The following is a 26,869-nucleotide window of genomic DNA, read 5'->3' as shown; positions in this document are numbered from 1 at the left end:
ACGGCAGACCACCCTCCGACACCGGGGTGCCGACACCGGCCGGCGTGTAGAACGCCGGGATACCCGCACCACCCGCCCGCATCCGCTCCGCCAACGTGCCCTGCGGGGTCAGCTCCACCTCGAGCTCGCCCGACAGGTACTGCCGCGCGAACTCCTTGTTCTCACCCACATACGACGCCGTCACCCGACGGATCTGACCGGCCGACAACAGGATCCCCAGACCCCACCCGTCGACACCACAGTTGTTCGAGAACACCTCGAGACCCGACACACCCCGCGCCGCCAACGCACCGATCAACTCGGTCGGAATGCCGCACAACCCGAAACCACCGACCGTCAACGACGACCCGTCCGCGATGTCCGCGACGGCGTCCGCCGCCGAATTCCAGAGCTTGCTCATCTACTCACGCTCCTCGCTGTGGACGCCGCTGCGCCGCACGATCTCCTCCGCATGCCGCAGTACCGGGGAATCCACCATGCGGCCCTCGAACGCGAACACGCCGCGCTCCCGGGTGGCCGCCGCGAGAACCCGCTCGGCCCAACCCAACTGCTCCGACGTGGGCGCGTACGCCCGCCGGATCACGTCCACCTGGCTCGGGTGGATCGCGACCTTGGCGTCGAACCCGACCGCGACGGCGTCCTCGCACTCCTCACCCAGTCCGGCAAGGTCCGGGATGTCGAGGAACACCGAGTCCAGTGCGAACCTGCCGTGGGCCTTCGCCGCGAGCAGGGCGGTCGACCGGACGTGCCGGGCGACGTCCCGATAGCTGCCGTCGGCTCGGCGACTCGACGCTCCGCCGAGGGCGGCGACCAGGTCCTCGGCGCCCCACATGACGCCGACCGCGTTCTCGGCACGGACGGCCTGCTCGATCGCCAGCGCGCCGAGCGGTGACTCGACCAGCGCGATCACCGACAACGGCGCGAGATCGAGGACCTGGTCCACGGATTCGCACTTGGGCAGCATCACCGCGGTGTACGGCGTGCGGTCCAGTACCGCGCAGTCGAGGGCGTAGTCGTCGGTGCCGTGTGCGTTGACACGCACCACCGTCCGGTCCGGATCCAACGGGACGTCGACCAGGGCCCGGCGGGCCGCCTCCTTGTCCGCCGGGGCCACCCCGTCCTCGAGATCGAGGATGACCACGTCGGCCGCGGCCGCGGCCTTCGCGAAGCGCTCGGGGCGGTCGGCCGGGCAGAACAACCAGGCGGGACCGGGCACGGTTCCCGCCCAGACGCTCTCGGTGCTCCGCTCGTCGCTCATGCCGGCTTCTTCCGGACGAGGGTCTTGCGAACGGCGGTGGCCACGACGTCGCCGTGCTGGTTGCGGCCGGTGTGCTCGAACGTCACGATGCCCTCCCCCGGCCGACTGCGGGACTCACGCAGATCGGTGACGACGGTCTCGGCGTACAGCGTGTCACCGTGGAACAGCGGCTTGGGGAAGGCGATCTCGGAGAATCCGAGATTCGCGACGATCGTCCCCTGCGTCAGTTGCGCCACCGACAATCCGACGAGGGTGGACAACGTGAACATCGAGTTCACCAGGCGCTCCCCGAACTGCGTCTCGGCGGCGAACGCGGCGTCGAGGTGCAGCGCCTGGGTGTTCATCGTGAGCGTCGTGAACAGGACGTTGTCGGCCTCGGTGATGGTGCGCCCGGGCCGGTGCGCGTACACGACGCCGGTCTCGAACTCCTCGAACCACAGCCCGCGCTGGACGATCTTGCGTGCCGTCACTCGTCAGACCCCCAGTTCCCGCGCGATGAGCATCAACTGGACCTCGGTGGTGCCCTCGCCGATCTCGAGGATCTTGCTGTCGCGGTAGTGCCGGGCCACCGGGTACTCGTTCATGAAACCGTATCCACCGAAGATCTGGGTGGCATCGCGCGCATTGTCCATCGCGGCCTCGCTCGCGATCAGCTTCGCGATCGACGCCTGCTTCTTGAACGGCTTGCCGGACAACATGAGTGCGGCGGCGTCGTAGTACGCGGTCCGGGCCACGTGGGCCCGCGCCTCCATGCGCGCGATCTTGAACTCGATCGCCTGGTTCGCCCCGATCGGGCGTCCGAACGCCTCGCGTTCCTTCGCGTAGCGGACGGACTCGTCGACGCAGCCCTGCGCGGCGCCGACCGACAGGGCCGCGATCGCGATGCGGCCCTCGTCGAGGATGCGCAGGAAGTTCGCGTAGCCGCGTCCGCGTTCGCCGAGCAGGTTCGCTTCGGGCACCCGCACGTCCTGGAACGTCAGCGGATGGGTGTCGGAGGCGTTCCAGCCGACCTTGTTGTACGCCGGTTCCGCGGTGAACCCCGGGGTGGAGGTCGGCACGAGGATGGTGGAGATCTCCTTCTTGCCGTTCTCCTTGACGCCGGTGACGGCGGTGACGGTGACGAGACGGGTGATGTCGGTGCCCGAGTTGGTGATGAACTGCTTGTTGCCGTTCACGACCCATTCGCCGTCCACGAGCTTGGCGGTGGTGCGGGTTCCGCCGGCGTCGCTGCCGGCGCCGGGCTCGGTGAGACCGAACGCGGCCAACGCCTTTCCGCTCGTGAGCTGCGGCAGCCACTCCTGCTTCTGCTCCTCGTTGCCGAATCGGTAGACCGGCATCGCACCGAGCGAGACACCGGCCTCGAGGGTGATCGCGACCGATTGGTCCACCTTGCCGAGTTCCTCGAGCGCGAGGCACAGCGCGAAGTAGTCGCCACCCATGCCGCCGTACTCCTCGGGGAACGGCAGCCCGAACAGGCCCATGTCGGCCATGCCGTCGACCACCGCGTACGGGAAGGTGTGGTTGGCATCGTGCTCGGCCGACACCGGCGCGACGACGTTCTGCGCGAAGTCCCGGACGGTCTTCGCGAGCTGCTGGTACTCGTCGGGCAGCGATCCGGTGGAGAGGTACTCGGTCATGACGCGACATCCTTCGTTGCGAGTTCGGGAGACTGCTCGGATTCGGTTGCGGGACTGACCCGCGCGAGGGGCTGATCGACCTTGACCTGGTCGCCGACGGCGACGAGAACCTCGACGACGCCGCCGATCGGTGCGGACAGGGTGTGCTCCATCTTCATGGCCTCGACGACCACGACTGCGGTCCCGGCGTCGACGGTGTCGCCGGACGCCGCGGCCACCGCGATGACGGTGCCGGGCATGGGGCTGGTCAGCTCGGCTTCGCCGGCGTGGGCGTCGGCGCCGCGGACACTGGCCTCCCGCAGTTGCGAGACGATCCACGTGCCGCCGGCCCCGGCCAGCCACAGGGTTCCGTCGTCCTCCCCGACGCGATAGGCGTCGCGGCGTCCGTCGACCACCACGGTCAGGACGCCGTCGTCGAGCCGGGCCGTGAGCGGGCGGTTCTCGCCGCCCTCGATGCGGGCGAGACCGCCGTCGGGGGTGCCGGTGACCAGGACGTGCTCGGTGCGGTCGCCGGCGCGCAGGCGCAGCGAGATCGGTTGCGGGCCACCGACGCGCCAACCGCTGGGCACGTCCCACGGGTCGGCACCGCTCCGGGTCACGTTCTGCCACAGCCCGAGCCAGTGGTGCGCGGCCGCGGCGACCAGGACGTCGTCGTCGACGGCCGGCGCGTGGAAGTCGGAGACCCGGCGGTCCAGCAGACCCGTGTCGAGGCGTCCGGCGCGGACGTCCTCGTCGGCGAGCAGGAACCGGAGGAACTCGACGTTGGTCACCACGCCGAGGACCGCCGTGTCCGCCAGCGCGCGGTCGAGGCGCCGCAGCGCCTCGGCCCGGTCGTCGCCGTGCGCGATCACCTTCGCCAGCATCGGGTCGTAGTCGCTGCCGACGACGGTGCCGTCCTGCAGGCCCGAGTCGACACGCACACCCGCACCGGCCGGTTCGGCCAGGCCGAGGACCGTACCGCCGGTGGGCAGGAAGCCGCGGGCGGGATCCTCCGCGTACACGCGGGCCTCGATCGCGTGACCGGTGAGCGTGATGTCGTCCTGGGCGAAACCGAGCGGTTCCCCGGCGGCGATCCGCACCTGCCACTCGACCAGATCGAGTCCCGTCACCATCTCGGTGACCGGGTGCTCCACCTGCAGGCGGGTGTTCATCTCCATGAAGAAGAACTCGTCGGGCCGGTCGGCGGACACGATGAACTCGACGGTCCCGGCGCCGGTGTAGTCGACGCTGCGAGCGGTGTCGCACGCGGCGGCGCCGATCCGCGCGCGGGTCTGCGCGTCGAGCAGCGGCGACGGCGCCTCCTCGATCACCTTCTGATGCCGGCGCTGCAGGCTGCACTCGCGCTCGCCGAGATGCACGACGTTGCCGTGGCCGTCGGCGAGGATCTGCACCTCGATGTGCCGGGGCCGCAGCACGAACCGCTCCAGGAACAGGGTGTCGTCGCCGAACGCCGACGCCGCCTCGCGGCGCGCGCTGACCAGGGCGTCGGGCAGGTCCGCGGCGTCCTCGACCAATCGCATGCCCTTGCCGCCGCCGCCGGCGGACGGCTTGACGAGCACCGGATAGCCGATGTCGCCGGCCGCGGCGATCAGCTCGGCGTCGGACAGTCCCGGCTTCGCGATGCCCGGCACCACCGGGACGTCGAACGCGGCCACCGCGTTCTTCGCGGTGATCTTGTCGCCCATCACCTCGATGGCCCGCGCGGACGGGCCGAGGAAGGCGATGCCGGCGGCCGCGCAGGCGGCGGCGAACGCCGTGTTCTCGGAGAGGAACCCGTAGCCGGGATGGACGGCCTGCGCACCGGTTCGTTTCGCGGCGTCGAGCACCTTGTCGATGTCGAGGTAGCTCTCACGGGCCGCGGCCGGACCGATCAGCACTGCGACGTCGGCCTCGCGGACGTGCCGGGCGCCGGCGTCGGCCTCGCTGTAGACCGCGACCGAGCGGATGCCCATGCTGCGCAGCGTGCGGATGACCCGGACCGCGATCTCACCGCGGTTGGCCACCAGGACGGTGTCGAAAGTGCCGGCGCCGCCGGCGGTGTCGAACTGTGTAGTCATGTGTGCCCTCACATCCGGAAGACGCCGTAGGAGACCGGCTCGAGCGGCGCGTTCGCGCACGCCGACAGAGCCAGTCCGACAACGGTTCTGGTGTCGGCCGGGTCGATCACGCCGTCGTCCCACAGCCTCGCGGTCGAGTAGTACGGATTGCCCTGTGCCTCGTACTGGGCTCTGATGGAGTCGGGATCCTTCCCGGAGCCCACCGCGCCGAGCACCGACGCGGCCTGTTCGCCACCCATCACCGAGATGCGCGCGTTGGGCCACATCCACAGGAAGCGCGGCGAGTAGGCGCGTCCGCACATCGAGTAGTTGCCCGCGCCGTACGAGCCGCCGATCACGACGGTCAGCTTCGGCACCCGGGCACACGCCACGGCGGTGACCATCTTGGCGCCGTGCTTGGCGATGCCGCCGGCCTCGTACTCGCGACCGACCATGAAACCGGTGATGTTCTGCAGGAACAGCAGCGGGATGCTCCGCTTGTCGCACAGTTCGATGAAGTGCGCGCCCTTCATCGCCGACTCGGCGAACAGCACGCCGTTGTTGGCGACGATGCCGACCGGGTGCCCGTGGATGCGGGCGAACCCGGTGACCAGGGTCTTGCCGTACTCGGCCTTGAACTCCTGGAAGTCGCCGCCGTCCACCACCCGGCCGATCACCTCGCGCACGTCGTACGGTATGCGTGGATCGGTCGGGACGACGTCGTACAACTCGTTCTGGTCCGCGACGGGCGGGACCGTCTCGGCCACGTCCCACGGCCGGGGGGCACGCGGACCGAAGGTCGCGACGATGTTCCGGACGATGCGCAGCGCGTCGCGATCGTCCTCGGCCAGGTGGTCGGTGACCCCGGAGACCTTGGAGTGCAGGTCGCCGCCACCGAGTTCCTCGGCCGTGACCACCTCGCCGGTCGCGGCCTTCACCAGCGGCGGACCGCCGAGGAAGATCGTGCCCTGATTGCGCACGATCACGGCCTCGTCGCTCATCGCCGGCACGTAGGCGCCGCCCGCGGTGCACGAGCCGAGGACCGCCGCGACCTGCGGAATCCCCTTGGCGCTCATGGTCGCCTGGTTGTAGAAGATGCGCCCGAAGTGCTCGCGGTCCGGGAACACCTCGTCCTGCATCGGCAGGAACGCGCCACCCGAGTCGACGAGGTAGAGGCACGGCAGGTTGTTCTGCAGCGCGATCTCCTGCGCCCGCAGGTGCTTCTTGACCGTCATCGGGTAGTAGGTGCCGCCCTTGACGGTGGCGTCGTTCGCGACGATCACGCACTCACGCCCGGAGACGCGTCCGATACCGCCGATGACGCCGGCGCCGGGGCACTCGTCGTCGTACATGCCGTTCGCGGCGAGCGGGGCCAGTTCGAGGAACGGGCTGCCCGGGTCGAGCAGCGCGTTCACCCGGTCACGCGGCAGGAGCTTGCCGCGGGCCACGTGCCGTTCACGCGAGCGTTCGCTGCCACCGCGGGCCGCCACCGCGAGCCGCTCGCGCAGGTCGCCGACCAGTTCGAGGTGTTGTACCCGATTCGCAGATTGCGACGGGGTCGACGAGATGGTGCTGGGGGTTGTCACGTCACCGTCCTCCCGGGGGATTCCCGCTACTCTGAGGTGAGTTAATTCCGGCTAACTGAAATTAGGTTATCCGTGATTAACTGAGTTGTCCAGATCACATCGCGGACGAAGTCGTCCGGAGATCACTGCGTAGGGAACGTGACATGACCGACCTCGGGCCCGACACGGGCGAACAGGTACTCGACGACCGACCCGCCAACCGCCGCAGCCGCGCTAAGGCCGACCGGCGGCGCGAACTGCTCCGGGCGGCGGCTCGCCTCGTCGCCGAGCGCGGGTTCGCCGGAGTCCGCCTCGAAGACCTCGGTGCCGCGGTCGGCATCAGCGGACCCGCCGTCTACCGGCACTTCCCCAACAAGGACGCCCTGCTGGTCGAGTTGCTCACCGACATCAGCCGACGACTCTTCGAGGGCGGGACCGCGGTCGTGGCCGAATCCGGCACCGCGCCGGAGGCCCTGGCCGGACTGATCGAGTTCCACCTCGACTTCGTGCTGAGCGAACCGGATCTGATCCGGGTCCAGGACCGCGAACTCGGGTCGCTGCCGGAATCCGACCGCAGGCTGGTTCGCCAGTACCAGCGGCGGTACGTGGAGGCCTGGGTGGAGATCCTGCGCCGGGTCGATCCCGAACTCGACGAGGTGGAGGCTCGGGTGAAGGCGCACGCGGCGTTCGGCCTGCTCAATTCGACCCCGTACAGCGCGAACCGGACGTCGCCGACCCGCACCCGGGCGGTGCTGCGCCGCATGACGACCGCCGCGCTGGACGCCGCGGTGTGACCGACCCGGGCGCACCGCGAAAGTCGCGCTGATTCAGCCACTTCGACGTCCGCGAGGATGCACACTCGATGATGTGCCCACGGACTTCGTCGTCCTCGTCCTCGTGGTGGTGACCGCCCTGGTGTTCGACTTCACCAACGGGTTCCACGACACCGGCAACGCGATGGCCACGTCGATCGCGACCGGCGCCCTCGGCCCGCGCACCGCCGTGGCGCTCTCGGCGTTTCTGAATCTGATCGGGGCGTTCCTCTCGGTCACCGTCGCAGCCACCGTGGCCGGCGGCATCGTGAACCTGGGAGCGGCGAGCGGGCAGGAGTTGCTGGTCATCGTGTTCGCGGGGCTGGTCGGCGGGATCCTGTGGAACCTGACGACGTGGCTCGTCGCCCTGCCGTCGAGTTCGTCGCACGCGCTGTTCGGTGGTTTGATCGGTGCATCGCTCGCCGCCCTCGGCACCGGCGGCGTCGAGTGGGACGGCGTCCTGGGCAAGATCGTCGCGCCCGCCCTGCTCTCGCCGATCGTCGCAGCGCTCGTCTCCGCGGTCGGTACCCGGGCGGTGTTCCGGATAACCGCGACCGTGCCGGAGCAGTCCACGGAGTCCGGATTCCGGTGGGCTCAGATCGGATCGGCGTCGCTGGTGTCCCTCGCGCACGGCACCAACGACGCCCAGAAGACCATGGGAGTGATCTTCCTGGCGCTCGTCGCCTACGGGTCGGTGTCGCCGGACGACGCGATGCCGACCTGGGTGAAGATCGCCTGCGCGCTGGCGATCGCGCTCGGGACCTACTTCGGGGGCTGGCGCGTGATCCGCACCCTCGGAAAGGGTCTGGTGGACATCTCCGCACGGCAGGGCGTCGCCGCCGAATCGGCTTCCGCGGCCATCATCCTGACATCCAGCCACCTCGGGTTGCCGCTCTCGACCACCCACGTCGCGACCGGGTCGATCCTCGGCAGCGGTCTCGGACGCAGTGGCGCCGAGGTTCGTTGGCAGGTGGCCCGCCGGATGGCGCTGGCGTGGGTGGTCACCCTGCCCGCCGCCGCTGTCGTCGGCGCCGGGTGCTGGGCGCTCGCGGACCTGATCGGCGGCGCCGCCGGGGTGGCGGCCGTCTTCGCGATCCTGGTCGCGATGTCGACCGCCATGTGGTTCCGATCGCGGCGCACGCCGGTGGGCGCCGACAACGTCAACGCCGCCTGGACCGACACCACGGAGCTCGAGTCCGCCGAGCCTCCACCGCTTCCCCCCGTGCAGGAACCGCCGTCGTCGATCGAACCGAGGCCACTCGACCTGCCGGGCAAGGACATCCGGCCGGTCCGGTTCGGCAGACGCACGAGCAGACCGGTGCGATAATTCTCGGATGTCCTGGACGGGACGACTGGCCCGACTGCCCGGAATCGCGACGGCACTGCAGTACCGTCGGGAATGGCTGCGCCCCGACATCACTGCGGGACTGGTGCTCACCGCACTCCTCATCCCGGCCGGCATGGGCTACGCCGAGGCCGCGGGACTGCCCGCGTATGCCGGGCTGTACGCCACGATCGTCCCGTTGCTGGCCTACGCCCTGGTCGGCCCGTCGAGAATCCTCGTCCTCGGACCGGACTCGTCGCTCGCCCCACTCATCGCCGCCGCCGTGCTGCCGTTGGCGGCGGGCGGCGATCCCGATCGCGCCCTCACACTCGCGGGCGTCCTCGCAGTGCTCGTCGGCATCATCCTGATCATCGGCGGCTTCCTCCGCCTCGGCTTCGTGATGGAGTTGCTGTCCAAGCCGATTCGGCTCGGGTACCTGAACGCGATCGCGCTGATCGTCGTGGTCGGCGAGCTTCCGAAACTGCTCGGGCTCTCGGTCGACGAATCGGGACTGCTGCGCGAGACCGGCGCGATCGTCAGCGCGGTCGTCGCCGGTGACGCCGACCCCGTCGCGACGGCAGTGGGCGTCGGCGCGCTGGCCGTGATCGTCGTGGGCAGGATCATGCACTGGCACATCCCCGGGGTGTTGGTGGCCGTGGTCGGCGCGACCGCGCTGAGCGCCGTCCTGAGCCTCGACGACCGCATCGGCATGGTCGGGGCCCTCCCCCACGGGCTCCCCGCGCCGTCGTTCAGCGGGGTCGGCTGGCACGACGTCACGACACTGATCGGTCCCGCCGCCGGCATCGCACTGATCGCGTTCGCCGACACCGGTGTCCTCTCCCGCACCTTCGCAGCCCGGCGCGGCGACGACGTGGACGGCAGCACCGAGATGAAGGCGGTCGGGTTCGCCAACCTCGCGGGCGGGTTCTTCGGCGGCTTCCCCATCTCGGCGAGCGGGTCGCGTACCCCGGCCGCCGAACAGAGCGGCGCCCGCACCCAGCTGACCGGTGTCGTCGGCGCGCTCGCGGTACTGCTGTTCGTACTGCTCGTGCCGGGACTGACCGCCTATCTGCCCGAGGCGGCGCTGGCCGCAGTGGTGATCGTCGCGGCGTCGGCGCTGATCGACGTGCCCGGCATGGTCGGCATGTGGCGGATGAGCCGCTCCGAGGCGGTGCTCGCGATCGCCACCTTCGCCGGTGTCGCGCTCGTCGGCGTGCTGCAGGGCATCGTCGTCGCGATCGCGCTCTCCCTCATGGCGGTCGTCGCCCGCGTGTGGCAGCCGTATCGCACCGAACTGGTCGAGATTCCCGGCGGCATCGGCTACCACGATGCCCGCCGGCACCCCGAGGGCCGCCGGATCCCCGGGCTGGTGCTGGTGCGGTTCGATGCTCCGCTGTTCTTCGCCAACGGCGGCATCTTCGACGACTACGTGCGCTCCGTGGTCGCGCAGGCCCCGAGCCCGGTCGACTGGGTCGTCATCGCCGCCGAGCCGATCACCGGTCTGGACACCTCCGCCGTCGACGAACTCGTCGAGCTGGACCAGTATCTCGACAGCAAAGGCATCCGCCTGGCGTTCGCGGAGATGAAGGGGCCGATCAAGGACCTGCTGGTGCAGTTCGGAGTGGGCGATCGATTCGGCCCGGACCGTTTCTATCCGACGCTGTCGGCGGCGGTCGACTCCTTCGAGCGTCGCGGGCCGTGACGCGGCGATCCGGCCAGGGCACGCAACCGCACCCAGTCGAACGTCGGTTTGGCGGTGCGCACGCCCGGTCGGCGCCGGGGCACCCGCACCCGCAGGGCCCCGGGCTCGATCGTGCAGCGCACCGGGGTCCGGACGGTCAGCGACTCGCCGTCGACCCCGACGGGGATCTCCTCCGCGGCCGCATCCACGACGACCTCGGCCGCGAGGTGCTGGGTGAGGCCCCGTTGCCGGGCGCGGTTCAGCAGCGCCACCGCCTGCCGCGTGCTGTCGACGGACAGGGTGACCACGCCGAGGCTTCCGCCGTCCAGGCTGCCTCGCCTGCCCAGACCCGCCAGGTCGTTGGTGCGGTAGGGGCCGTTGCTCACCAACACCGCCTGCGGGCCCGCGACCGTCACTCCGCCGACCCGCACGACCACCGGCGCGCCGCGGTGCCTCTCGAGCAGATCGGGCAACATCCGCAGGACGGTTCGGGTCTTGTCGTTCCGGTACGCGGGGCTCTGGACCACCTCTGCGTACACCCCGAACGAGGCGTTGTTGACGAACGTTCGACCGTTCAACGAACCGAGATCGACGCGGAGTTCGACCCCGTCGCGCAGCGCGTCCAGGCAACTCGCCGGATTCTCCCGGTCGAGCCCGAGGTCCAGCGCGAAGTGGTTGCGCGTGCCCGCGCAGATCACGAGGAACGGCACGTCGTGCTCCGCGGCGACGGCAGCGACCAGCGCCTGGGTTCCGTCCCCACCCGCCACACCGAGCAGGTCGGCTCCCTGTGCGACCGCCGACCGGGCGAGTGCGGCGACGTCGACCTCCCCCGGGCCTTCGAGCAGGACGACTTCCGCGCCCAGTGCCTCGGCGCGGCGCTTCAGGTCGAACCTCTCGACCTTCCCGCCACCCGAGTGCGGATTCATCACGATGAACGGCTGCCGGGGCGGTACAGCGGGATGCTCGGAAGGCTCGTCGGCACGAGCGTCGGTGAGCGCGCGCCGACCGCACGCCAACGCGAGGACGTAGAGCCCGGCCGACACCACGACGACCCACAGCAGATTCTCGCGAAGGTAGACGACCACGACGACGACCGGGCTGAGCACCGCCACCGCGGCGGCGAACCAGCGCACCGGGCCGCGACCGGTGAGAAACAGGTAGGCCGCCGCGACCGCGACCACCAGGCCGCCGACCGCGATCAGCAGCACGGCGACGGCCGCGAACAGTCCCGCGACGACCACGGGAAGCGCTGCCGCACAACCGGCGACGACCAACGCGGCCCGCGCCCACCATCGGCGCCCGCCGTCGGCGGGCGCTGCCGCTGCGCGCTCCCCGTCCTCCATCTCGCCCCGATCCTTCCGCCGAACGCGGTGTCCCCGTCCGCCGAGGGGAGAGCGGACGGGGATCCGACCCGCGCGGGCGGCGCGGCGCATGGCACTGGCCGCGCTGCCGCCGGGCACGACGTGGTGACGCCCGGCCGGCGTCAGGTGCGACGACTGGTGACCGACGTGTAGGCGAGGGTCAACACCGCCGCCGCCGCGATACTGATGATCCACCGCCACCAGTCGATGCCGGGAGTGTCGCCCTTGTCGCTGATGAGGCCCCAGATCCAGTACCCGAGGAGGGCGCCGATGATGCCGATGACGACGGTGATGATCCAGCCCATCGCCTGTTTGCCCGGAACCACCAGGCGGGCGATCACACCGATGACCGCGCCGAAGATGATCGTGCCGATGATCTCACCCATGCGGATCTCCTTCCGTCCGCCCCCATCGGTGCGGAGACACTTCCGCCCTGGCTCGACGGTACGTTTTCCGTCGAGCCAGGGCGGAGGATCACGCAGATCGTTGCGGGAGTGAGTCCGTCACTGCCCGTGCACGATGATGCCGCGGATGTTCCGACCGTTTCGCAGGTCCTCGTACCCCTGGTTGACGTCCTCGAGGGAGTAGCGGGTGGTGACGAGTTCGTCGAGCTTCAACTCGCCCTGGTCGTACATGCGGAGCAACCGCACGATGTCGTACTGCGGGTTGGCCGAGCCGAACAGCGTGCCCTTGATGGTCTTCTCGTTGAGCGTCAGGTCGGCGCCCGACACGTGCACGGTCAGCTTCGTCGGATCGGCGAGACCGGTGATGACGACGGTGCCGCCCTTGCCGATCACCGCGGTCGCGGCCGCGACCACCTCCTCGTCGACGGTGCCGACCAGGATCAGGGCCTGGTCGGCACCCTGACCCCAGCTCAACTCGTTGACCTTCACCGCAGCCTCTTCCGCGGTGGCATAGGCATGTGTGGCACCGAACTTCAGCGCCGTCTCCCGCTTGAACTCGATCGGGTCGACGACGACCACGTACCGGGCACCGGCCTGCACGGCGCCCTGCACGGCATTGATACCGAGCCCGCCGATGCCGTAGATGACGGTGATGTCGCCGGCGCGGACGCCACCGGAGTACACCGCGGTCCCCCAGCCCGACGGGACACCGCAGCCGACGAGGACGGCGGTCTCGAGGGGCAGCCAGTCGTCGACCTTGACGACGGAGTGCTGCGAGATCGTCGCCCGCTCGGCGAACGTACCCAACATGCACATGGCACCGAAATCAGTGCCTCCGGAATGGAATCGGAACGTCCCGTCGGGCATCGAGCCCTCCAGGATCGTCGCACCCATGTCGCACAGGTTCTGTCGACCGGTGGCGCAGTACCGACAGGTGCCGCAGTTGGGGATGAAGCTGCACACGACGTGGTCGCCCGGCTTGACCTTGGTGACGCCGGGACCGACCTCCTCGATGATGCCGGAGCCCTCGTGCCCGCCGACGATGGGGTAGCGGGGCGGCAGGTCGCCGTCGGTCAGGTGCAGATCCGAGTGGCACAGTCCCGCCGCGGTGTACTTGATCAGCACCTCGCCGGGGCCGGGGCCGTCGAGGTCGAGTTCCATGATCTCGAACGGCTTTCCGGGCTCGAGCAGAACAGCAGCCTTGGTCTTCATGGATTCTCCTTCGGAGTTCGAGAGTGCGGGCGGGAAGGTCAGAGCGCGACGTTGACGGCCTTGGTCTGGGTGAAGGCGTCGATACCGGATGCGCCGAGTTCGCGGCCCCAGCCGGACTGCTTGTAGCCACCGAACGGCATCGCCGTGTCGAAGCCGTTGTACTGGTTGACCCACACCGAACCGGCCTTCAGCCGACGTGCGGTGCGGTGCGCCTTGGAGATGTCGCGGGTCCAGATGCCGGCGGCGAGTCCGTAGATGGAGTCGTTGGCCGGGCCGACGATCCCCTCGTCGGCGTCGAACGGCATCGCGGCGACGACGGGCCCGAAGATCTCCTCCCGGACGACGCTGAACTCCGGCTTGACGTCGACCAGGACGGTCGGCTCGACGAAGTACCCGGTGTCGCCCCAGCGCTTGCCGCCGGTCAGCGCCCGGGCGCCGTCGGCGAGTCCGTCCCGCAGGTAGCCGGTGACCCGGTCGAACTGTTCCTGCGAGACCAGCGGGCCGAGTTCGGTCGTCGGATCGAGACCGGGGCCGATCTTGACCCGGCTCGCGGCCTCGGCGACGGCCTCGGTGAAACGCTCGAAGATGCTGTCCTCGACGAACAGTCGGGTGCCGGCGACGCAGCACTGGCCGTGGTTGAACAGCCACGCGTTGAGCGAACCCTGCACGGCCGCATCGAAATCCGCGTCCGCGAAGACGATGTTGGGGCTCTTGCCGCCCAGCTCGAGCGACACCTTCTTCAGGTTGCCCTTGGCGGCGTCGACGATCTTCTTGCCGACCTCGGTGGAACCGGTGAACGCGACCTTGTCGACGTCGTCGTGCCCGGACAGCGCGGCACCGGCGTCACCGAAGCCCGGCACGATGTTGACGACACCGGGCGGGAATCCGGCCTCCTCGAAGACCTCGGCCAGCATGAGCGCGGTGAGCGGGGTCTGCTCGGCCGGCTTGAGGATCACCGTGTTGCCGGCCGCGAGCGCGGGCGCAAGCTTCCACGACGCCATGAGCAGCGGGAAGTTCCACGGCACGATCAGCCCGCACACCCCGACGGGCTCGCGGAGCGTGTAGGCGTGGAACTCGCCGCCAGGCGCGAACGGCATCGACACGTTGACGGTGCTGCCCTCGATCTTGGTGGCCCAGCCCGCGTAGTAGCGGAACACGTCGGCGGCCCACGCGACGTCGACCGCGGACGCGATGGCCGCGGACTTGCCATTGTCGAGCGCTTCGAGCTGACCGAACTCGGCGGCCCGCTCGGTGAGCAGATCGCCGACCCGCCAGATCAGGCGCTCCCGCTCGTTGGGCTTCATCGAGGCCCACGGCCCCTCGTCGAACGCGCGGCGCGCGGCGCGGACGGCGCGGTCGATGTCGGCGGCCTCGCCGTGCGCGACGTCCGCGAGGCGGTCGCCGGTCGCGGGATCGTGCGTCACGAATGTGCGGCCGGACGCCGCGTCGACGAACTCACCGCCGATGTAGAGCTGCTTGGTGCCGGCCAGAAACTCGCGGACCCGCGGCGAAACGGCTTGCTCGGCAACGACAGTCATGCCCGAACCTCCTGCAGACGATGGTGTGATGTGCAACACAGCCATCGTGCTTCGGGCGGACGGTCGCCAACTGTTCAAGCTTTGGACAGCACCGGAAGGCCTGCCGCGAACAGCACGCCCGCGCCGGTCGACGACGCGCGGACACCCGGGGTCACCTCGACGACGCCCGCCTCCACTTGACACGCCCGAGTCGGCACCATTTAATTAGCCGGCCCGCCACAGTAAAGGCAAGGCTAACCTACTGCGCGGTAGCTGCGGCGACGTCCCGGCACCGCGCACGATGTCGATCACACGCCACGCCGCCCGGTGCAGCGCGGTGTCCAAATCCGAAGGGACCCAACATGGGTGTTTCACGCAAGCTGGCCGGTGCCGGTGTCGTTGCCGGACTGTCCGCTCTCGCTCTCGTCGCCGGCCCCGCGCTTTCGTCGGCCCAGGTCACCGGTAGCGCGACCGTGGCCGTGTCCGGCTCGAAGATCACCACCACGGTCACCGGTGTGAAGACCACCCTGCCGTTCAACTACTGCGAGGGCTACGTGTACCGCGGCGATGCCACGGTCTTCGACAGGACCACCAAGGTCGGCGAATACGCCATCACGGGCCCGGACATGGCGAAGGACCAGGTTCTCGCCGGCGCCTCGGGTTCGGGCACCTCGGAGGCGTTGGCGATCGGCGAGTACTGGGTGTTCACCAAGTGCAAGGAGAACGGCGACACCGCCTACCAGGTCGTCGGCCAGCCCGTGCGGGTGGCGGTCACCGAGGACGATCCGGCCGTTGCTCCCGGGCTCGGTAGCGTCGAGGACTTCTTCCGTGACGTCCTCAACGGCGTCCTCAGCCAGTTCGGCAGCTAGTCTGCAGGTTTCGGGATCCGGGTGCGGCCGGCGGGTTTCAGTCCGCCGGCCGCACCCGGGCACGCGAACGACTCACACGGTGATGTCGAGGGCGCGAATCCGGCTGTAGAGCGTCGTGCGACTGATCCCGAGCCGCGCCGCGGCGTGCACCTTGTTGCCCCGGCTCTCCTGGAGCGCCTCGATGATCGCGTCCCGCTCGGCGCGTTCGCGGCCGCCGAGTCGGGCCACCCGCCCGGGCGCGCGGTACTCCTCGGGAAGGTCCTCGACCCGGATCGCCGCCCCGTTCCTGTCCGGCAGGCCCGCGAGCACCGCACGCAGTTCCACCAGGTTGCCCGGCCACGTGTGCTCGGACAGCGCCGTCAGCGCGCTGGGTCCGATACGCAGTCCTTCCCGGCCGACCTCCGCCGCAAGCGCGTCCGCGAGTGCGGGAAGCTCCCGGATCCGCTGCCGCAGAGCCGGAACCGTGACCTGCGTGCCGCAGCGCGCGAGCAGGTCACGCACGGTCGGCCGGACCGCGTCGAGCGGGTCGGAGGTGAACACCGGCCGAGGTCCGTCGGCGCGCGCGGCGAGCGACGCCAGCAGCGCGACGACCGGATCCGGAGCGAGATGGACGTGTTCGACCAGGACCTGTTCCGACTCGGTCTCGGCGTGCGCGAGCAAGCGGGCGCACCAGTCCCGCTCCCCCTCCGCGACGATGTGCGCGGCATCCACCGCCACGATCTCCCCTGCAGCGAACTCCCGTGCGGCCCAGCTCCGCCCACTACCCGGCTCGCCGACGATCGCGAGCGCACCCGTACTGGACCGCAGCTCGTGCAGCCGGGCACGCAACCGCGACGTCGCGTCCTGCGGCGTCGCCCTGCGCCGCACGGGCCGCCGGGCCTCGTCCACGTCGAGCAGGAACAACGCACCGCTCTCCGCACCGGCCACCCGGTCGATGCGCAGCCCGGTGCGCCCGCCCCCGGACAGCGCGAAGTCCAGACGCCTCGACTCACCTGCGGGCACGGCGGCCGCGAGTGCCCGCAACGCCACGTGGTCACTCGGGTCGAGCAGTTCGACTGCCGCCTTGTTGGTGAGCATGATGTCCTGCCCCATCGCGGCCACGGCGACACCCCGCTGCCGGGCCGCGATCTGGAACGCGTCCACCACGCGGCGGTCCGATTCCCGCGCGCCCTCGAGCAATCGGGCCTCGATGTCCCGGACCGCCCGCGCCAGGAAGGGCACGAACAGCGGATTCGCCGTCTTCCCCGTCGCGGTGATGTCGAGGATGCCCTCGATCCGGCGCGTGACCGGATGCACGATCGGGTGACCGTAGCAGCTGAACTGCCGGAACGACTCGAGGAAGTGCTCGTCGCGGTGGACGACGATGCCCTGGCGCACCTCGAGCGGCGTTCCGAGCGCGTTCGTGCCGTACGTCTCCTCGGAGAGTGCGACTCCGGGTAGCACCCCGACATCCTCCATCGCGGACTTCATCGCGTCGGAGTCGAACACCCGTGAGACGACGCGACAGTCACGGTCGACGAGCAGGATTCCGCACCCGGTGCCGGACAGTTGCACCCGCAGATCGTCGAGCACCGGCCGGGCGGCGCGCAACAGCCGCCCGGCCGAGTCCGACGGATCGAGCAGCGTCGGTTCGGGCACCCGCGCCGGGTCGATGCCGCTGAGCTGTGAACGCTTCCAGGACAGTTCGATTTCCGGCCGTAACCCGTGCACCGCCATTACCCTCTCCGGTCAGGCCCGATCGATCAGTTCGAGGGACAGTTCCCGCATCTCGACCTTGCGGATCTTGCCGGTGACGGTCATCGGGAACTCGTCGACCAGGTGCACGTAGCGCGGGATCTTGTAGTGGGCGAGCCGGCCGGTGCAGAACTCCCGCAGCTTGCCCGCGTCCAGCGGGGCCGCGCCCTCCCGCATCCGGATCCACACCATGAGTTCCTCCCCGTACTTCGGGTCGGGTACGCCGATCACCTGGGCGTCGAGGACGTCGGGATGGGTGTAGAGAAACTCCTCGATCTCGCGCGGGTAGACGTTCTCGCCGCCCCGGATCACCATGTCCTTGATGCGTCCGGTGATCGCGACGTATCCGTCGACGTCCATCACTCCGATGTCGCCGGTGTGCATCCAGCGCGCGGAATCGATTGCCTCGGAGGTCTTCTCCGGGTTGTTCCAGTATCCGAGCATCACCGAGTACCCGCGCGTGCACAGCTCGCCCGGTTCGCCGCGCGGCACGGTCAGCCCGGTCGCCGGATCGACGATCTTCACCTCGAGGTGCGGGCCGACACGGCCGACGGTCGACACCCGCTGGTCGATGCTGTCGTCGCGGCGGGTCTGCAGCGACACCGGTGACGTCTCGGTCATGCCGTAGCAGATGGACACCTCCGCCATCCCCATCCGCTCGATGACCTGCTTCATCACCTCGACCGGGCACGGGGAGCCGGCCATGATGCCGGTGCGCAGGCTCGACAGGTCGTAGGTCTCGAAGTCCGGGTCGGCCAACTCGGCGATGAACATCGTCGGCACCCCGTACAGCGACGTGCACCGCTCCGCCTGCACCGCCGCCAATGTCGCACCCGGATCGAAGGACAGCCCGGGGATCACCATCGCGGCCCCGTGGCTGGTGCACGCAAGATTGCCCATCACCATCCCGAAGCAGTGATAGAACGGCACCGGGATACACACCCGGTCCTCTTCGGTGTAGCCGCACAACTCGCCCACGAAGTAGCCGTTGTTGAGGATATTGTGGTGACTGAGCGTCGCACCCTTCGGGAAACCCGTTGTCCCCGAAGTGTACTGGATGTTGATCGGATCGTCGGCCGACAGCGACGCCTGCGCCCGGGCCAGCGCGCCGCGATCGCCGTCGAGCGCCGCCCGGCCGTCGGAGACCAACGCGTCCCACTCCGCCGAACCAAGCAGCAGCACCTGTTCCAGCGCACTGCACTCCGGCCGCACCTGCTCGATCATCGCCGCGTAGTCCGACGTCTTGAACGACGGCGCCGCGACCAGCATCCGAATCCCCGCCTGATTCAACACGTACTGCAACTCGTGCGACCGGTAGGCCGGATTGATGTTCACCAGGATCGCGCCGATCTTCGCCGTCGCGTACTGGACCATCGTCCACTCCGCGCAGTTCGGCGCCCAGATACCGACGCGGTCGCCCTTCGCGATCCCGGCACCGAGCAGACCGGCCGCCAACACCTCGACGTCCACGGCCAGTTCGCTGTAGGTCCACCGGCGCCCCGAACTGCGATCGATCAACGCATCACGCTCACCGTACGCGGCGACCGCGCGGTCGAAGTTGTCACCGATGGTGTCGCCCAGCATGGGCGCATCCCACGTTCCCGAGGCGTAACTCGGCACGGATCCGTGCAGCGAAGCGGTTGTGGTCATCGCGTTTCCTCTCCAGGCGCCGACCCGGCACCTCCGGGGAATGCCCGGCGGTGCGGGCCTCCCCAACGTACTCGCACAGTGTGATGTAGGACATAGTCGCCGGTCGGGGGTGTCGACAACTGTTCAGAGTTCGAACACCCCCGCCCGGACGGAACGGAATCAGAGCGCGTGGTCCTTCGTCTCGACCAGCGCCTTGGTGCACACGAAGCTGACGACGCCCAGCCCCGCGAGCATCAGGCCGATCGCGAAGCTGCCGAAGGACGAGGCCAGCGGCGCCGCGATCAGCGGCGGGATCGCGCCGCCGAGCACGCCGGCGAGGTTGTAGCCGAGTCCGGCGCCGGTGTAGCGGTAGCGGGTGTGGAACATCTCCGGCAGGAGCGCCCCACACGGCCCGTAGGCCATGCCGAAGATCGCGAGCGTGACGCACATGCCGATCACGAAGGCCGCCGCGGATCCGGTGTCGAGCAGCGGGAACAGCACGAGGGCCCAGACCACCGCGAGGACGCAGGAGATCATGATGACCCGGCGCCGACCGATCCGGTCGGAGTACAGCGCCGAGACGACGATGGTGGCGCCGAAGACGACCGCCGCGAAGATCCCGACCGAGAGCACGAACGGACGGCTGAAGCCGAGGGTCTTGGTTCCGTAGCTGGTGAGGAACGCGGTGCCCATGTAGAAGAACGCGAACAGGGTCGCGAGCGCGCCACCGGAGAGCAGGATCTCCTTGGTCTGGTACCGCCACGCGTCGAGGAACGGCAGCGAGCGGGCACCCGATGCGGCGTCGTCCGCCTGCTGCGCCCGGAACACCGGGGTCTCCTCGATGGCCAGGCGCATGTACAGCCCGATGCCGACGAGCACGATGGAGAACACGAACGGCACCCGCCAGCCCCAACTGAGGAACGTCTCGTTGGCGTCCCCGAAGACCGCACCGGTGAGGATGAACGTGCTGCTCGACAGTACGAAGGCGATCGCCGGCCCCAACTGCGGGAACATCGCGTACAGCCCGCGCTTGCCGGGCGGCGCGTACTCGGCGGTGAGCAGGGTCGCGCCCGCCCACTCCCCGCCCACGGCGAAGCCCTGGCCGAAGCGGAGCAGCACGAGGATGATCGGCGCCGCGACCCCGATCGTCGCGGCACCCGGGAGCAGGCCGATGAGGAGCGTCGAGATGCCCATCAGCAGGAGGGTGGAGACGAGGGTCTTCTTACGACCGATGCGGTCGCCGTAGTGCCCGAACAACATTGCGCCCACGGGCCGGGCGATGAACGCCACCGCGAAGGTCGCGAACGACGCGACGGTGCCGGCGGTGGAACCGAGCGCGGGGAAGAACACCGTCGGGAAGACCAGTGCGGCCGCGGTTCCGTAGATGAAGAAGTCGTAGAACTCGATCGTCGTTCCGATGCAACTCGCCACGGCCACCCTGCGCACGCTGGTGCGCGGGGAGGTGGCGGCAGCGGAGTCGACCGATGGCGACACAGTCGTCATGGATCCCTCTTCTCGAGCCGTGCATGACGCCCCGATTGGCGTCAGCGACTGCGAGGAAAGGTAGTGATCTGGCTCACGCGCCAACTACCCCCGGAAGGGGGTGGGAGTGATTCCGGTCACCCCCGGGCGGGCAGCGGCGGTGGCATCCGGGCGAGGAGAACGGCGAGTACCGCTCCCCACGACGCCGCCAGCCACAGCGCGTTCAGTCCGAGGAACCGGTGGGCGGTCGCCCCGAGAGCGGCCCCCACGACCATGGCCAGCCACAGGAGGAAGTGCCGGACCCATCCCCAGCGCTCACCGCCGGTCAGCGCGGTCACCAGGCGCTGCCCCATCTTCACGAGGGTGCCGGTCATGTAGGTGAGGCTGATGCTCACCTCGCCCTCCCGCTCGAACGTGGAGTTCTCCGCGCCCATCGCGAGCACCATCAGCGTGATCGCGACGGGGGTGGCACCCAGCAGGTGGGCCGCGGCGGCGAGGACGAGCATCGTCGTGACCAGCGTCAGGACCGCCGGGCGATGACGACGTCCGGCCCTGCGGCCCGTGAAGGAACCGGCCATCACCCCGATCACGAACAGCGCGACGATGCCGGCACCGGTCAACGCCGTCCCCAGAAGCCCGTCCGCGACCGAGACCGCCAGCTTGGTGGAGTTCCCGCTCATGAAGGACACGAAGTACCCACCGAGCGTGATGAATCCCAGCGCGTCCACGAATCCCGCGAGGGCGGACAGGAACACCGCGACGACCGCGACGCCACGGGGGTAGTGCAGCACCATTCCTGGAACATAGCCCCGACCCCGCCCACCGGCGCACACCGGTGAGCGGGGGCTCGTCGCGTCGGGCGGCGGGCTACTGCGCGTCGAGCCCGCAGGCGCCGCGCAACTCGCGCGCGATCTCGCCCCACACGGTGGCGTACGACGCGATCCCCGGGGCGGCGGCCCACTCCGCCTCGCCGGCCTTCACCCGCTGCAGCGCCTCGGCGAACAGGTCCTGGTAGCGCGACAGTCGCGGGACGAACGCGGAGACGTCGTCGAGCACGTCCTGAGCCTGCTTGTCGAGGGCGGCGAGCGCGGCGGCGTCGACGTCACCGCCGGCGACGAGTTCGCGCAGCGGCCCGTCGAGCTCGAGGAAACGCTCGTGGATCTCGGCGATCGAGTCCTCGTCGATCGAGACGCGTTCGGCGTCGAGCTGGTCGCCGAGTTCGGCGATGCCGGCGGCGGTCAGCGCGAACGCGCCGTCGCCGGTCTCCTCGGCCTTGCCCTGCGCGAGCAGGGCGTCCCGCGCGGCCTCCGCGGACGCGGCGGCCACCCCGAGCTGGGCGGCGAGGACGTCGGCCGTCACCCGCCCCTTCAAGCGGATCGTCTGCAGCAGTGCCAGTTCGTCGACGTTGCCCGCGAAGGCCATCGTGTACTCCTCGTGTTCTCGAAACGTGTCCCTCGAGAACCTACAGCTCGACGTTGCGGGCCGGGGACGCCAGCGCGTCCGCCGGTCCACCGTTCAGTCCCCGGCAACGTCGCGCACGAGCCCGTCCAAGAGCCGGTCGAGTCCGTACTCGAACGCACCGTCCGGGTCGGCAGGTGCCTGGTACAGCTCGCCGACGGTCGAACCCACCCGCGACGACAGCGGAAACAAGGTCGGCGGCATGACCGCGGCGAACAACGGGCCGTACACCTCCCACCACTGGGTGTCGCTCAACTGACGCGCAGCATGGATCGCGGCGACCGCCACCCGGGCGTTGCCCGTGGCGAACTCCGACAGCACCGTGATCACCCGGTCCATCGCGACGTCCGACAGACCGATGCCTTCGATCGCAGCGAGTTGCTGCTCGTAGCGGCGCATGCGCCCCGGTCCGAGTACGAGCCGCCAGGGCGGCACCTCCAGGAGCCAGGGATGCGCGATCAGCTCGGCGCGAACCTGGCGGGCGATGGCTGCCATCCGGTCACGCGGTGAGCACTCCGCGGAGATCTGGGTGGTGTCCTCGTCCGCGACGGCGTCGACCATGAGGATCGTGAGCACGTCCTTGCTGGGAATGTAGGTGTAGAGGCTCATCGGGCGCAGCCCCAACTCGGCGGCGACCGCGCGGATGGAGACGCTCCCGTAGCCCTCCCTGTCGGCGAGCGTTATCGCTGCGGCGACCACCGCGTCGAGGCTGACCGTCTGCTTCGGGCCCCGTCTGGCAGGGCGCGGCGGAAGCTCGTGCCGCCACAGCAGGTTCACCACCTGTTTCGCTTGCTCGGCGGTGATCTCTCCGCTCACAGATTCCCCTCCGGAACAAATCCAGTACGCTGTACGTTGTCACGGTACTCCGTACACCATACTCCAATTGTCCCGGGGGTCATTCTGCCCAGCACAAACGCCACCTACCTGCCGGATCGGCACATGTTCGCGCTGTGGACGTGGACGGGACGCGGCATCGGCCCGGCCCCGAGCGTCCACGGTGACCGGGAAACCCTCGCGCTGGCACTCCCGCTCGGCGCGGACGGCGCGATCGAGGTCGCCGACGTCGACACCACTCTCGTGAGCCCCGCGAGCTTCGCCGGTCTGACGGTCGAACCCGCGGGAGAGTCGGTGCCGCTCTGGCAGGACGCGCTGCACGCGGCTGCCGCGGACCCGCTCGCCGCGGCGGACACCGAGCGCCCGTCGCTACCCGTTGCGGCGCACGCGGTGCCGAACGCCACCGGCACCGCGATCGTGTCGGCGGAACGCGCCCTGCGCGTCCTGCGCGATACCGAAGCGGTGTCGGCGGAACTGCGCCCGACACTGAAGGCGCAACTGCGGCCGTATCAGGCGCGCGGGGTCGGCTGGCTGCGGGAGACCGTCGCCGCGCACGGTGGTGCGGTGCTCGCCGACGAGATGGGACTCGGCAAGACCGTGCAGACCATCGGCTTCCTCCTCGGTCGTGCCGGGGCGGGGCCGCAGCTCGTGGTCTGTCCGACCTCGCTGGCCGGAAACTGGGCACACGAGATCGGGCGGTTCGCACCGGGGCTTCGGGCAACGGTCTGGCGCGGCGGTGAGGTCCCCGACGAACCCGGAACCGTCGTCATCGCGGGGTACCCGACACTGCGCCTGCACGGCACGCTGCTGGCGGGGCAGCGCTGGGCGACTGCGGTTTTCGACGAGGCACAGGCACTGAAGAATCCGCGTACCCAGATCTCGAAGGCCGCGCGGGCGCTGGACACCGAGGCGAGGGTCGCACTGACCGGCACCCCGGTGGAGAACCATCTCGAGGAGCTGTGGGCGCTGGTGAACCTGGTGTCGCCCCGGCTGCTCGGACACCGGGCACAGTTCCGGCGGCGATTCGCCCATCCGATCAGGGAGGGCTCGGTTCCCGCCGCGGCACGGTTGCGGGACGCCGTCGAACCGATCGTGCTGGCGCGCAAGAAGGGCCAGGTCGCCGCGGCGCTGCCCCCGAAGATCCACAACGACGTGCTCTGCGATCTCACCGCCGAGCAGGAGGAACTCTACGACCTGCTGCTCGCGGAGGCCATCGACGACGGGTTCGGCTCCGGCATCGAACGCCACGGCCGTGTCCTGGCGGTGCTGACCTCGCTGAAACAGGTCTGCAACCATCCCGGCCTGGTCACCGGTGAGCTGGCCGCACTGGCCGGCCGGTCCGGGAAGCTCGATCTGTGCACCGACATCCTGGCCACCAATCTGGAAACCGAAAGCCCCACATTGGTCTTCACCCAGTACCGCCGGACCGGCGAGCTGCTGGTGCGTCATCTCGCCGAACAGTTCGCGGTCACGGCACCGTTCCTGCACGGCGGGCTGAGCCAGGCCGAACGCGACGAGATCGTGTCCCGGTTCCAGGCCGAGGACGGACCGCCGGTGGTGATCCTGAGCCTGCGCGCCGCCGGCACCGGTCTCACGCTGACCCGCGCCGCCGATGTCGTCCACTTCGACCGCTGGTGGAATCCCGCGGTGGAGGCGCAGGCCTCCGACCGGGCACACCGGATCGGCCAGACCCGTACGGTCACCGTCACCACGCTCACCTCGAACACCACCGTCGAGGAACACATCGCGGGCATGCACGACCGCAAGGCCGCACTCACCGATCTCAGCGACACGGCGGGCATCGCCGCGCTCGCCGGACTCGACGACGGCCAGCTGATCGAGGTGCTGCGCCGCAAGAGGGAGAGCTGATGGCGGACAACGAATTCGGCTACACCGCGTGGGGCATGGACTGGGTGCGCCTGGCGCAGCCGCTGCACCAGAGTGGACCGGCGCGGCTGCTGCTCCCCCGCGCCCGCAGCCTCGCACGCAACAACCTCGTGCAGGCCACGACAGAGGGAAGGATCGTGCGCGCCTCCATCCACCGTGGGGGTCAGGCATCGGTGACCCGACTGGAGGTGGCACCGATGACCCGAGCGTCGATCACCGGAATCGCGGAGATCGTTCCGGACACCACCGTGTTGACCGACGACATGCACCGGAGCATCGTCTCGGCCGGGATCGCGCTCGCGCCGGTTCTCGCGGACACCGACTGCTCGTGTACGGCTCGCTCGGCACCCTGCCTGCACCTGCTCGCCGTGCTCTACGAGATGGCGCGCCGGGTAGACGAGAACCCCCGGCTCGCCCTCGACGTCCAGGGGTATTCGCCCGCAGCATTGCACGATTCGGGGGTGGCGATGCCGGACGCGCGCTGGACCCCGATCAGCGCTCTCGATCCGGCGGCGTTCTTCGGGAGGGTCTCGCGCTGAGCCGGTCGGAATCGGTCCCGGCGATCTGCGTGCCGCGCCACGTCATTCGGACTCCTCACGGACGGCGGACGCGACGATCACCGGGCCCGTCTCGAGAGCGGGGCGGCGGCCGCGCGCCCACTCCGCGCCGACGACGGGAGGCCGCTCGGCGAGGGCGTACCGCTCGACGTCGTCGAACACGCGACCGCGGCTGAGTAGCCGGACCCCCTCGGGCGCCTCGAGGCTGAATCCCGCGCCGCGGCCCGGGACGACGTCCAGGACGAGTTGGGTGTGCCGCCACGTGCCGAACTGCGGACCGGAGATCCACACCGGCACGGCGTCCTCGTCCTCGGCCGTCCCGACCGGGACCTCCCCCACCCCCAGGCTCAGGTCGAGGACGCCGAGCAGCACGTCGTGGTCCCCGACGACGAACTCGCCCAACGGAAAGCACATCGGTGCCGAGCCGTCGCAGCACCCGCCGGACTGGTGCACCATGAGCGGGCCGTGGACGTCCGCGAGATGCCGGAGCAGGGCCGCCGCGGCCGCCGTGACGACCACCCGCGGCGGTACCGGCGCGCTCATGCGAAGTCCAGGACGACGCGGCCGTCGATCATCCCGCGGTCGAGTTGGTCGAAGATGTCGTTGATGTCCTCGAGTCGGCGCGCGTGGACGGTCGGATGGATCGTGCCGCGGGCATAGAAGTCGAGTGCCTCGACCATGTCCTGCCGGGTGCCGACGATCGACCCCCGCAGGGTCAGCCCCTCGAGGACGGTGTCGAAGATCGGGGTGGGGAACTCGCCCGGTGGCAACCCCACGAAGACGACCGTGCCGCCGCGGCGGGCCATGCCGATCGCCTGCCGGAACGCAGCCGGGTTCACCGCGGTGACGAGGACGGCGTCGGCGCCGCCGGTGGCCTCCCGGATCCGCTGGACCGGATCCTCCTCGTGCACGTTGACGAGCACCTCCGCTCCGTGGCGAGCGGCGAGTGCCAGTTTCGAGTCGGCGACGTCGACCGCCGCGACCCGCAATCCCATCGCCGTCGCGTACTGCACCGCGACGTGGCCCAGTCCGCCGATCCCGGAGATCGTCACCCACTGGCCCGGAATCAGGTCGGCGACCTTCAAGCCCTTGTAGACCGTGACCCCCGCGCACAGCACCGGCGCCACCTCGATCGGATCCGCGCCCGCGGGGACCCGCGGCGCGAACCGGGTGTCGACGAGCATGTACTCGGCGAACGACCCGTCGACCGTGTAGCCGCCGTTGACCTGCTTCTCGCACAGCGTCTCCCACCCGGTGCGGCAGTACCGGCACTCGAGGCATGCAGACCACAGCCACGCGTTGCCGACCAGATCGCCCACCTCGAGGTCGGTGTCCCCCTCGCCCAACGTCACGATCTCGCCGTAGCCCTCGTGCCCGGGGATGAACGGCGGTGTCGGTTTGACCGGCCAATCCCCCCTGGCCGCATGCAGATCGGTATGGCAGACACCGCTCGACCGGACCTTCACGAGGGCCTGGTGCCGCCCCGGGGTGGGGACGGGAACATCCTCGATGGTGAGGGGTTTGCCGAACTCGCGCACGACGGCCGCCTTCATGGTCTCGGTCATCTGACACCTCCCGGGTTCGCGATCACCGTTCGTCTGTTCCGTGCACC

Annotated in this window: 24 protein-coding genes; 6 read left to right on the top strand and 18 right to left on the bottom strand. The window is 69.8% G+C overall.

What is annotated here, in order from left to right:
• The 6 genes from EGT67_RS08885 to EGT67_RS08860 all read right to left on the bottom strand — a co-directional run.
• Nucleotides 1–400: CoA transferase subunit A (locus EGT67_RS08885; protein ID WP_164877504.1), on the bottom strand; the 400-nt coding region annotated here is incomplete at its 3' end.
• Complete coding sequence (locus tag EGT67_RS08880) at nt 401–1,258, bottom strand: HpcH/HpaI aldolase/citrate lyase family protein (protein WP_127915687.1); 858 nt, start codon at nt 1,256–1,258, stop codon at nt 401–403. It lies immediately after the preceding gene.
• A complete protein-coding gene (locus tag EGT67_RS08875; protein WP_127915686.1) occupies nt 1,255–1,728 on the bottom strand; it encodes a MaoC family dehydratase in 474 nt (157 codons plus the stop codon). Before EGT67_RS08875 ends, EGT67_RS08880 begins: the two co-directional genes overlap by 4 nt.
• A 3-nt stretch (nt 1,729–1,731) precedes the next feature.
• A complete protein-coding gene (locus EGT67_RS08870) occupies nt 1,732–2,895 on the bottom strand; it encodes an acyl-CoA dehydrogenase family protein (RefSeq protein ID WP_127915685.1) in 1,164 nt (387 codons plus the stop codon).
• Nucleotides 2,892–4,952, bottom strand: coding sequence for an acetyl/propionyl/methylcrotonyl-CoA carboxylase subunit alpha (locus tag EGT67_RS08865; RefSeq protein WP_127915684.1), 2,061 nt, complete (start codon nt 4,950–4,952; stop codon nt 2,892–2,894). The genes EGT67_RS08870 and EGT67_RS08865 overlap by 4 nt, the downstream gene beginning before the upstream one ends.
• 8 nt (nt 4,953–4,960) lie before the next feature.
• Entirely contained in the window at nt 4,961–6,499 is a 1,539-nt protein-coding gene (locus EGT67_RS08860; protein ID WP_127915723.1) for a carboxyl transferase domain-containing protein, read from the bottom strand.
• A 161-nt stretch (nt 6,500–6,660) separates the two neighbouring features.
• Between EGT67_RS08860 and EGT67_RS08855 the strand changes: the two genes are divergently transcribed.
• The 3 genes from EGT67_RS08855 (at nt 6,661) to EGT67_RS08845 (ending at nt 10,334) form a co-directional block, all read left to right on the top strand.
• The gene (locus tag EGT67_RS08855; RefSeq protein WP_127915683.1) at nt 6,661–7,290 is read left to right on the top strand and encodes an SACE_7040 family transcriptional regulator; all 630 of its coding nucleotides are present in this window, start codon (nt 6,661–6,663) and stop codon (nt 7,288–7,290) included.
• Nucleotides 7,291–7,363: 73 nt separating this feature from the next.
• The gene (locus EGT67_RS08850; protein WP_127915682.1) at nt 7,364–8,635 is read left to right on the top strand and encodes an inorganic phosphate transporter; all 1,272 of its coding nucleotides are present in this window, start codon (nt 7,364–7,366) and stop codon (nt 8,633–8,635) included.
• Nucleotides 8,636–8,642: 7 nt separating this feature from the next.
• Complete coding sequence (locus tag EGT67_RS08845; protein WP_127915681.1) at nt 8,643–10,334, top strand: SulP family inorganic anion transporter; 1,692 nt, start codon at nt 8,643–8,645, stop codon at nt 10,332–10,334.
• On the opposite strand, the gene EGT67_RS08840 is transcribed toward EGT67_RS08845, so the two are convergent.
• From EGT67_RS08840 to EGT67_RS08825, 4 genes are all read right to left on the bottom strand, one after another.
• The gene (locus EGT67_RS08840) at nt 10,283–11,656 is read right to left on the bottom strand and encodes a diacylglycerol/lipid kinase family protein (RefSeq protein ID WP_127915680.1); all 1,374 of its coding nucleotides are present in this window, start codon (nt 11,654–11,656) and stop codon (nt 10,283–10,285) included. The genes EGT67_RS08845 and EGT67_RS08840 overlap by 52 nt on opposite strands.
• 140 nt (nt 11,657–11,796) lie before the next feature.
• Nucleotides 11,797–12,060 (bottom strand): GlsB/YeaQ/YmgE family stress response membrane protein, encoded by a 264-nt coding sequence (locus EGT67_RS08835; RefSeq protein WP_127915679.1) that lies wholly within the window; start codon nt 12,058–12,060, stop codon nt 11,797–11,799.
• A 117-nt stretch (nt 12,061–12,177) separates the two neighbouring features.
• On the bottom strand, nt 12,178–13,290 hold the full coding sequence (locus tag EGT67_RS08830; protein WP_127915678.1) for an NDMA-dependent alcohol dehydrogenase: 1,113 nt from the start codon (nt 13,288–13,290) through the stop codon (nt 12,178–12,180).
• 38 nt (nt 13,291–13,328) lie between these two features.
• Nucleotides 13,329–14,828: an aldehyde dehydrogenase family protein gene (locus tag EGT67_RS08825; RefSeq protein ID WP_127915677.1), complete on the bottom strand. Its 1,500-nt coding sequence runs from the start codon at nt 14,826–14,828 to the stop codon at nt 13,329–13,331.
• 341 nt (nt 14,829–15,169) lie between these two features.
• Here EGT67_RS08825 and EGT67_RS08820 point away from each other — a divergent pair, with 341 nt between their 5' ends.
• The gene (locus tag EGT67_RS08820) at nt 15,170–15,676 is read left to right on the top strand and encodes a hypothetical protein (protein ID WP_127915676.1); all 507 of its coding nucleotides are present in this window, start codon (nt 15,170–15,172) and stop codon (nt 15,674–15,676) included.
• 72 nt (nt 15,677–15,748) lie between these two features.
• Here the strand turns inward: EGT67_RS08820 and EGT67_RS08815 are convergent, their stop codons facing one another.
• The 6 genes from EGT67_RS08815 to EGT67_RS08790 all read right to left on the bottom strand — a co-directional run bounded on the left by EGT67_RS08815 (nt 15,749) and on the right by EGT67_RS08790 (nt 22,795).
• Nucleotides 15,749–17,386, bottom strand: coding sequence for a sigma-54-dependent Fis family transcriptional regulator (locus EGT67_RS08815; protein WP_127915722.1), 1,638 nt, complete (start codon nt 17,384–17,386; stop codon nt 15,749–15,751).
• A gap of 18 nt (nt 17,387–17,404) precedes the next feature.
• Nucleotides 17,405–19,060, bottom strand: coding sequence for an AMP-binding protein (locus EGT67_RS08810; protein ID WP_127915675.1), 1,656 nt, complete (start codon nt 19,058–19,060; stop codon nt 17,405–17,407).
• Between the two features lie 159 nt (nt 19,061–19,219).
• Entirely contained in the window at nt 19,220–20,542 is a 1,323-nt protein-coding gene (locus tag EGT67_RS08805; RefSeq protein ID WP_127915674.1) for an MFS transporter, read from the bottom strand.
• Between the two features lie 116 nt (nt 20,543–20,658).
• Nucleotides 20,659–21,315 (bottom strand): YoaK family protein, encoded by a 657-nt coding sequence (locus EGT67_RS08800; protein ID WP_127915673.1) that lies wholly within the window; start codon nt 21,313–21,315, stop codon nt 20,659–20,661.
• A gap of 73 nt (nt 21,316–21,388) precedes the next feature.
• A complete protein-coding gene (locus EGT67_RS08795) occupies nt 21,389–21,943 on the bottom strand; it encodes a hypothetical protein (protein ID WP_127915672.1) in 555 nt (184 codons plus the stop codon).
• A gap of 93 nt (nt 21,944–22,036) precedes the next feature.
• Complete coding sequence (locus EGT67_RS08790; RefSeq protein WP_241565941.1) at nt 22,037–22,795, bottom strand: TetR/AcrR family transcriptional regulator; 759 nt, start codon at nt 22,793–22,795, stop codon at nt 22,037–22,039.
• Nucleotides 22,796–22,918: 123 nt separating this feature from the next.
• Here EGT67_RS08790 and EGT67_RS08785 point away from each other — a divergent pair, with 123 nt between their 5' ends.
• Both EGT67_RS08785 and EGT67_RS08780 read left to right on the top strand, forming a co-directional pair.
• On the top strand, nt 22,919–24,682 hold the full coding sequence (locus tag EGT67_RS08785) for a DEAD/DEAH box helicase (RefSeq protein WP_127915671.1): 1,764 nt from the start codon (nt 22,919–22,921) through the stop codon (nt 24,680–24,682).
• The gene (locus EGT67_RS08780; protein WP_127915670.1) at nt 24,682–25,239 is read left to right on the top strand and encodes an SWIM zinc finger family protein; all 558 of its coding nucleotides are present in this window, start codon (nt 24,682–24,684) and stop codon (nt 25,237–25,239) included. Before EGT67_RS08785 ends, EGT67_RS08780 begins: the two co-directional genes overlap by 1 nt.
• Before the next feature lie 42 nt (nt 25,240–25,281).
• On the opposite strand, the gene EGT67_RS08775 is transcribed toward EGT67_RS08780, so the two are convergent.
• Together EGT67_RS08775 and adhP are read right to left on the bottom strand one after the other, a co-directional pair.
• Nucleotides 25,282–25,800 carry a DUF779 domain-containing protein gene (locus EGT67_RS08775; protein WP_127915669.1) on the bottom strand — a complete coding sequence of 173 codons (519 nt, stop codon included), beginning with the start codon at nt 25,798–25,800 and terminating at the stop codon, nt 25,282–25,284.
• Nucleotides 25,797–26,822: an alcohol dehydrogenase AdhP gene (gene adhP / locus EGT67_RS08770; protein ID WP_127915668.1), complete on the bottom strand. Its 1,026-nt coding sequence runs from the start codon at nt 26,820–26,822 to the stop codon at nt 25,797–25,799. The genes EGT67_RS08775 and adhP overlap by 4 nt, the downstream gene beginning before the upstream one ends.
• Nucleotides 26,823–26,869 lie beyond the last annotated feature (47 nt).

Origin of the sequence: Prescottella agglutinans (genome assembly GCF_004011865.1) — a bacterium.
Taxonomy (GTDB): domain Bacteria; phylum Actinomycetota; class Actinomycetes; order Mycobacteriales; family Mycobacteriaceae; genus Prescottella; species Prescottella agglutinans.
The sequence above is the reverse complement of the archived record's forward strand: the minus strand, read 5'-3'. Positions and strand labels throughout refer to the sequence as shown.

Coding starts and splice junctions, on each gene's coding strand:
- EGT67_RS08775 (WP_127915669.1), bottom strand. CDS start 25,800: ATGAGCGCGCCGGTACCGCCGCGGGTGGTCGTCACGGCGGCCGCGGCG.
- adhP (WP_127915668.1), bottom strand. CDS start 26,822: ATGACCGAGACCATGAAGGCGGCCGTCGTGCGCGAGTTCGGCAAACCC.
- EGT67_RS08830 (WP_127915678.1), bottom strand. CDS start 13,290: ATGAAGACCAAGGCTGCTGTTCTGCTCGAGCCCGGAAAGCCGTTCGAG.
- EGT67_RS08835 (WP_127915679.1), bottom strand. CDS start 12,060: ATGGGTGAGATCATCGGCACGATCATCTTCGGCGCGGTCATCGGTGTG.
- EGT67_RS08855 (WP_127915683.1), top strand. CDS start 6,661: ATGACCGACCTCGGGCCCGACACGGGCGAACAGGTACTCGACGACCGA.
- EGT67_RS08880 (WP_127915687.1), bottom strand. CDS start 1,258: ATGAGCGACGAGCGGAGCACCGAGAGCGTCTGGGCGGGAACCGTGCCC.
- EGT67_RS08840 (WP_127915680.1), bottom strand. CDS start 11,656: ATGGAGGACGGGGAGCGCGCAGCGGCAGCGCCCGCCGACGGCGGGCGC.
- EGT67_RS08810 (WP_127915675.1), bottom strand. CDS start 19,060: ATGACCACAACCGCTTCGCTGCACGGATCCGTGCCGAGTTACGCCTCG.
- EGT67_RS08805 (WP_127915674.1), bottom strand. CDS start 20,542: ATGACGACTGTGTCGCCATCGGTCGACTCCGCTGCCGCCACCTCCCCG.
- EGT67_RS08780 (WP_127915670.1), top strand. CDS start 24,682: ATGGCGGACAACGAATTCGGCTACACCGCGTGGGGCATGGACTGGGTG.
- EGT67_RS08800 (WP_127915673.1), bottom strand. CDS start 21,315: ATGGTGCTGCACTACCCCCGTGGCGTCGCGGTCGTCGCGGTGTTCCTG.
- EGT67_RS08795 (WP_127915672.1), bottom strand. CDS start 21,943: ATGGCCTTCGCGGGCAACGTCGACGAACTGGCACTGCTGCAGACGATC.
- EGT67_RS08785 (WP_127915671.1), top strand. CDS start 22,919: ATGTTCGCGCTGTGGACGTGGACGGGACGCGGCATCGGCCCGGCCCCG.
- EGT67_RS08845 (WP_127915681.1), top strand. CDS start 8,643: ATGTCCTGGACGGGACGACTGGCCCGACTGCCCGGAATCGCGACGGCA.
- EGT67_RS08825 (WP_127915677.1), bottom strand. CDS start 14,828: ATGACTGTCGTTGCCGAGCAAGCCGTTTCGCCGCGGGTCCGCGAGTTT.
- EGT67_RS08820 (WP_127915676.1), top strand. CDS start 15,170: ATGGGTGTTTCACGCAAGCTGGCCGGTGCCGGTGTCGTTGCCGGACTG.
- EGT67_RS08865 (WP_127915684.1), bottom strand. CDS start 4,952: ATGACTACACAGTTCGACACCGCCGGCGGCGCCGGCACTTTCGACACC.
- EGT67_RS08870 (WP_127915685.1), bottom strand. CDS start 2,895: ATGACCGAGTACCTCTCCACCGGATCGCTGCCCGACGAGTACCAGCAG.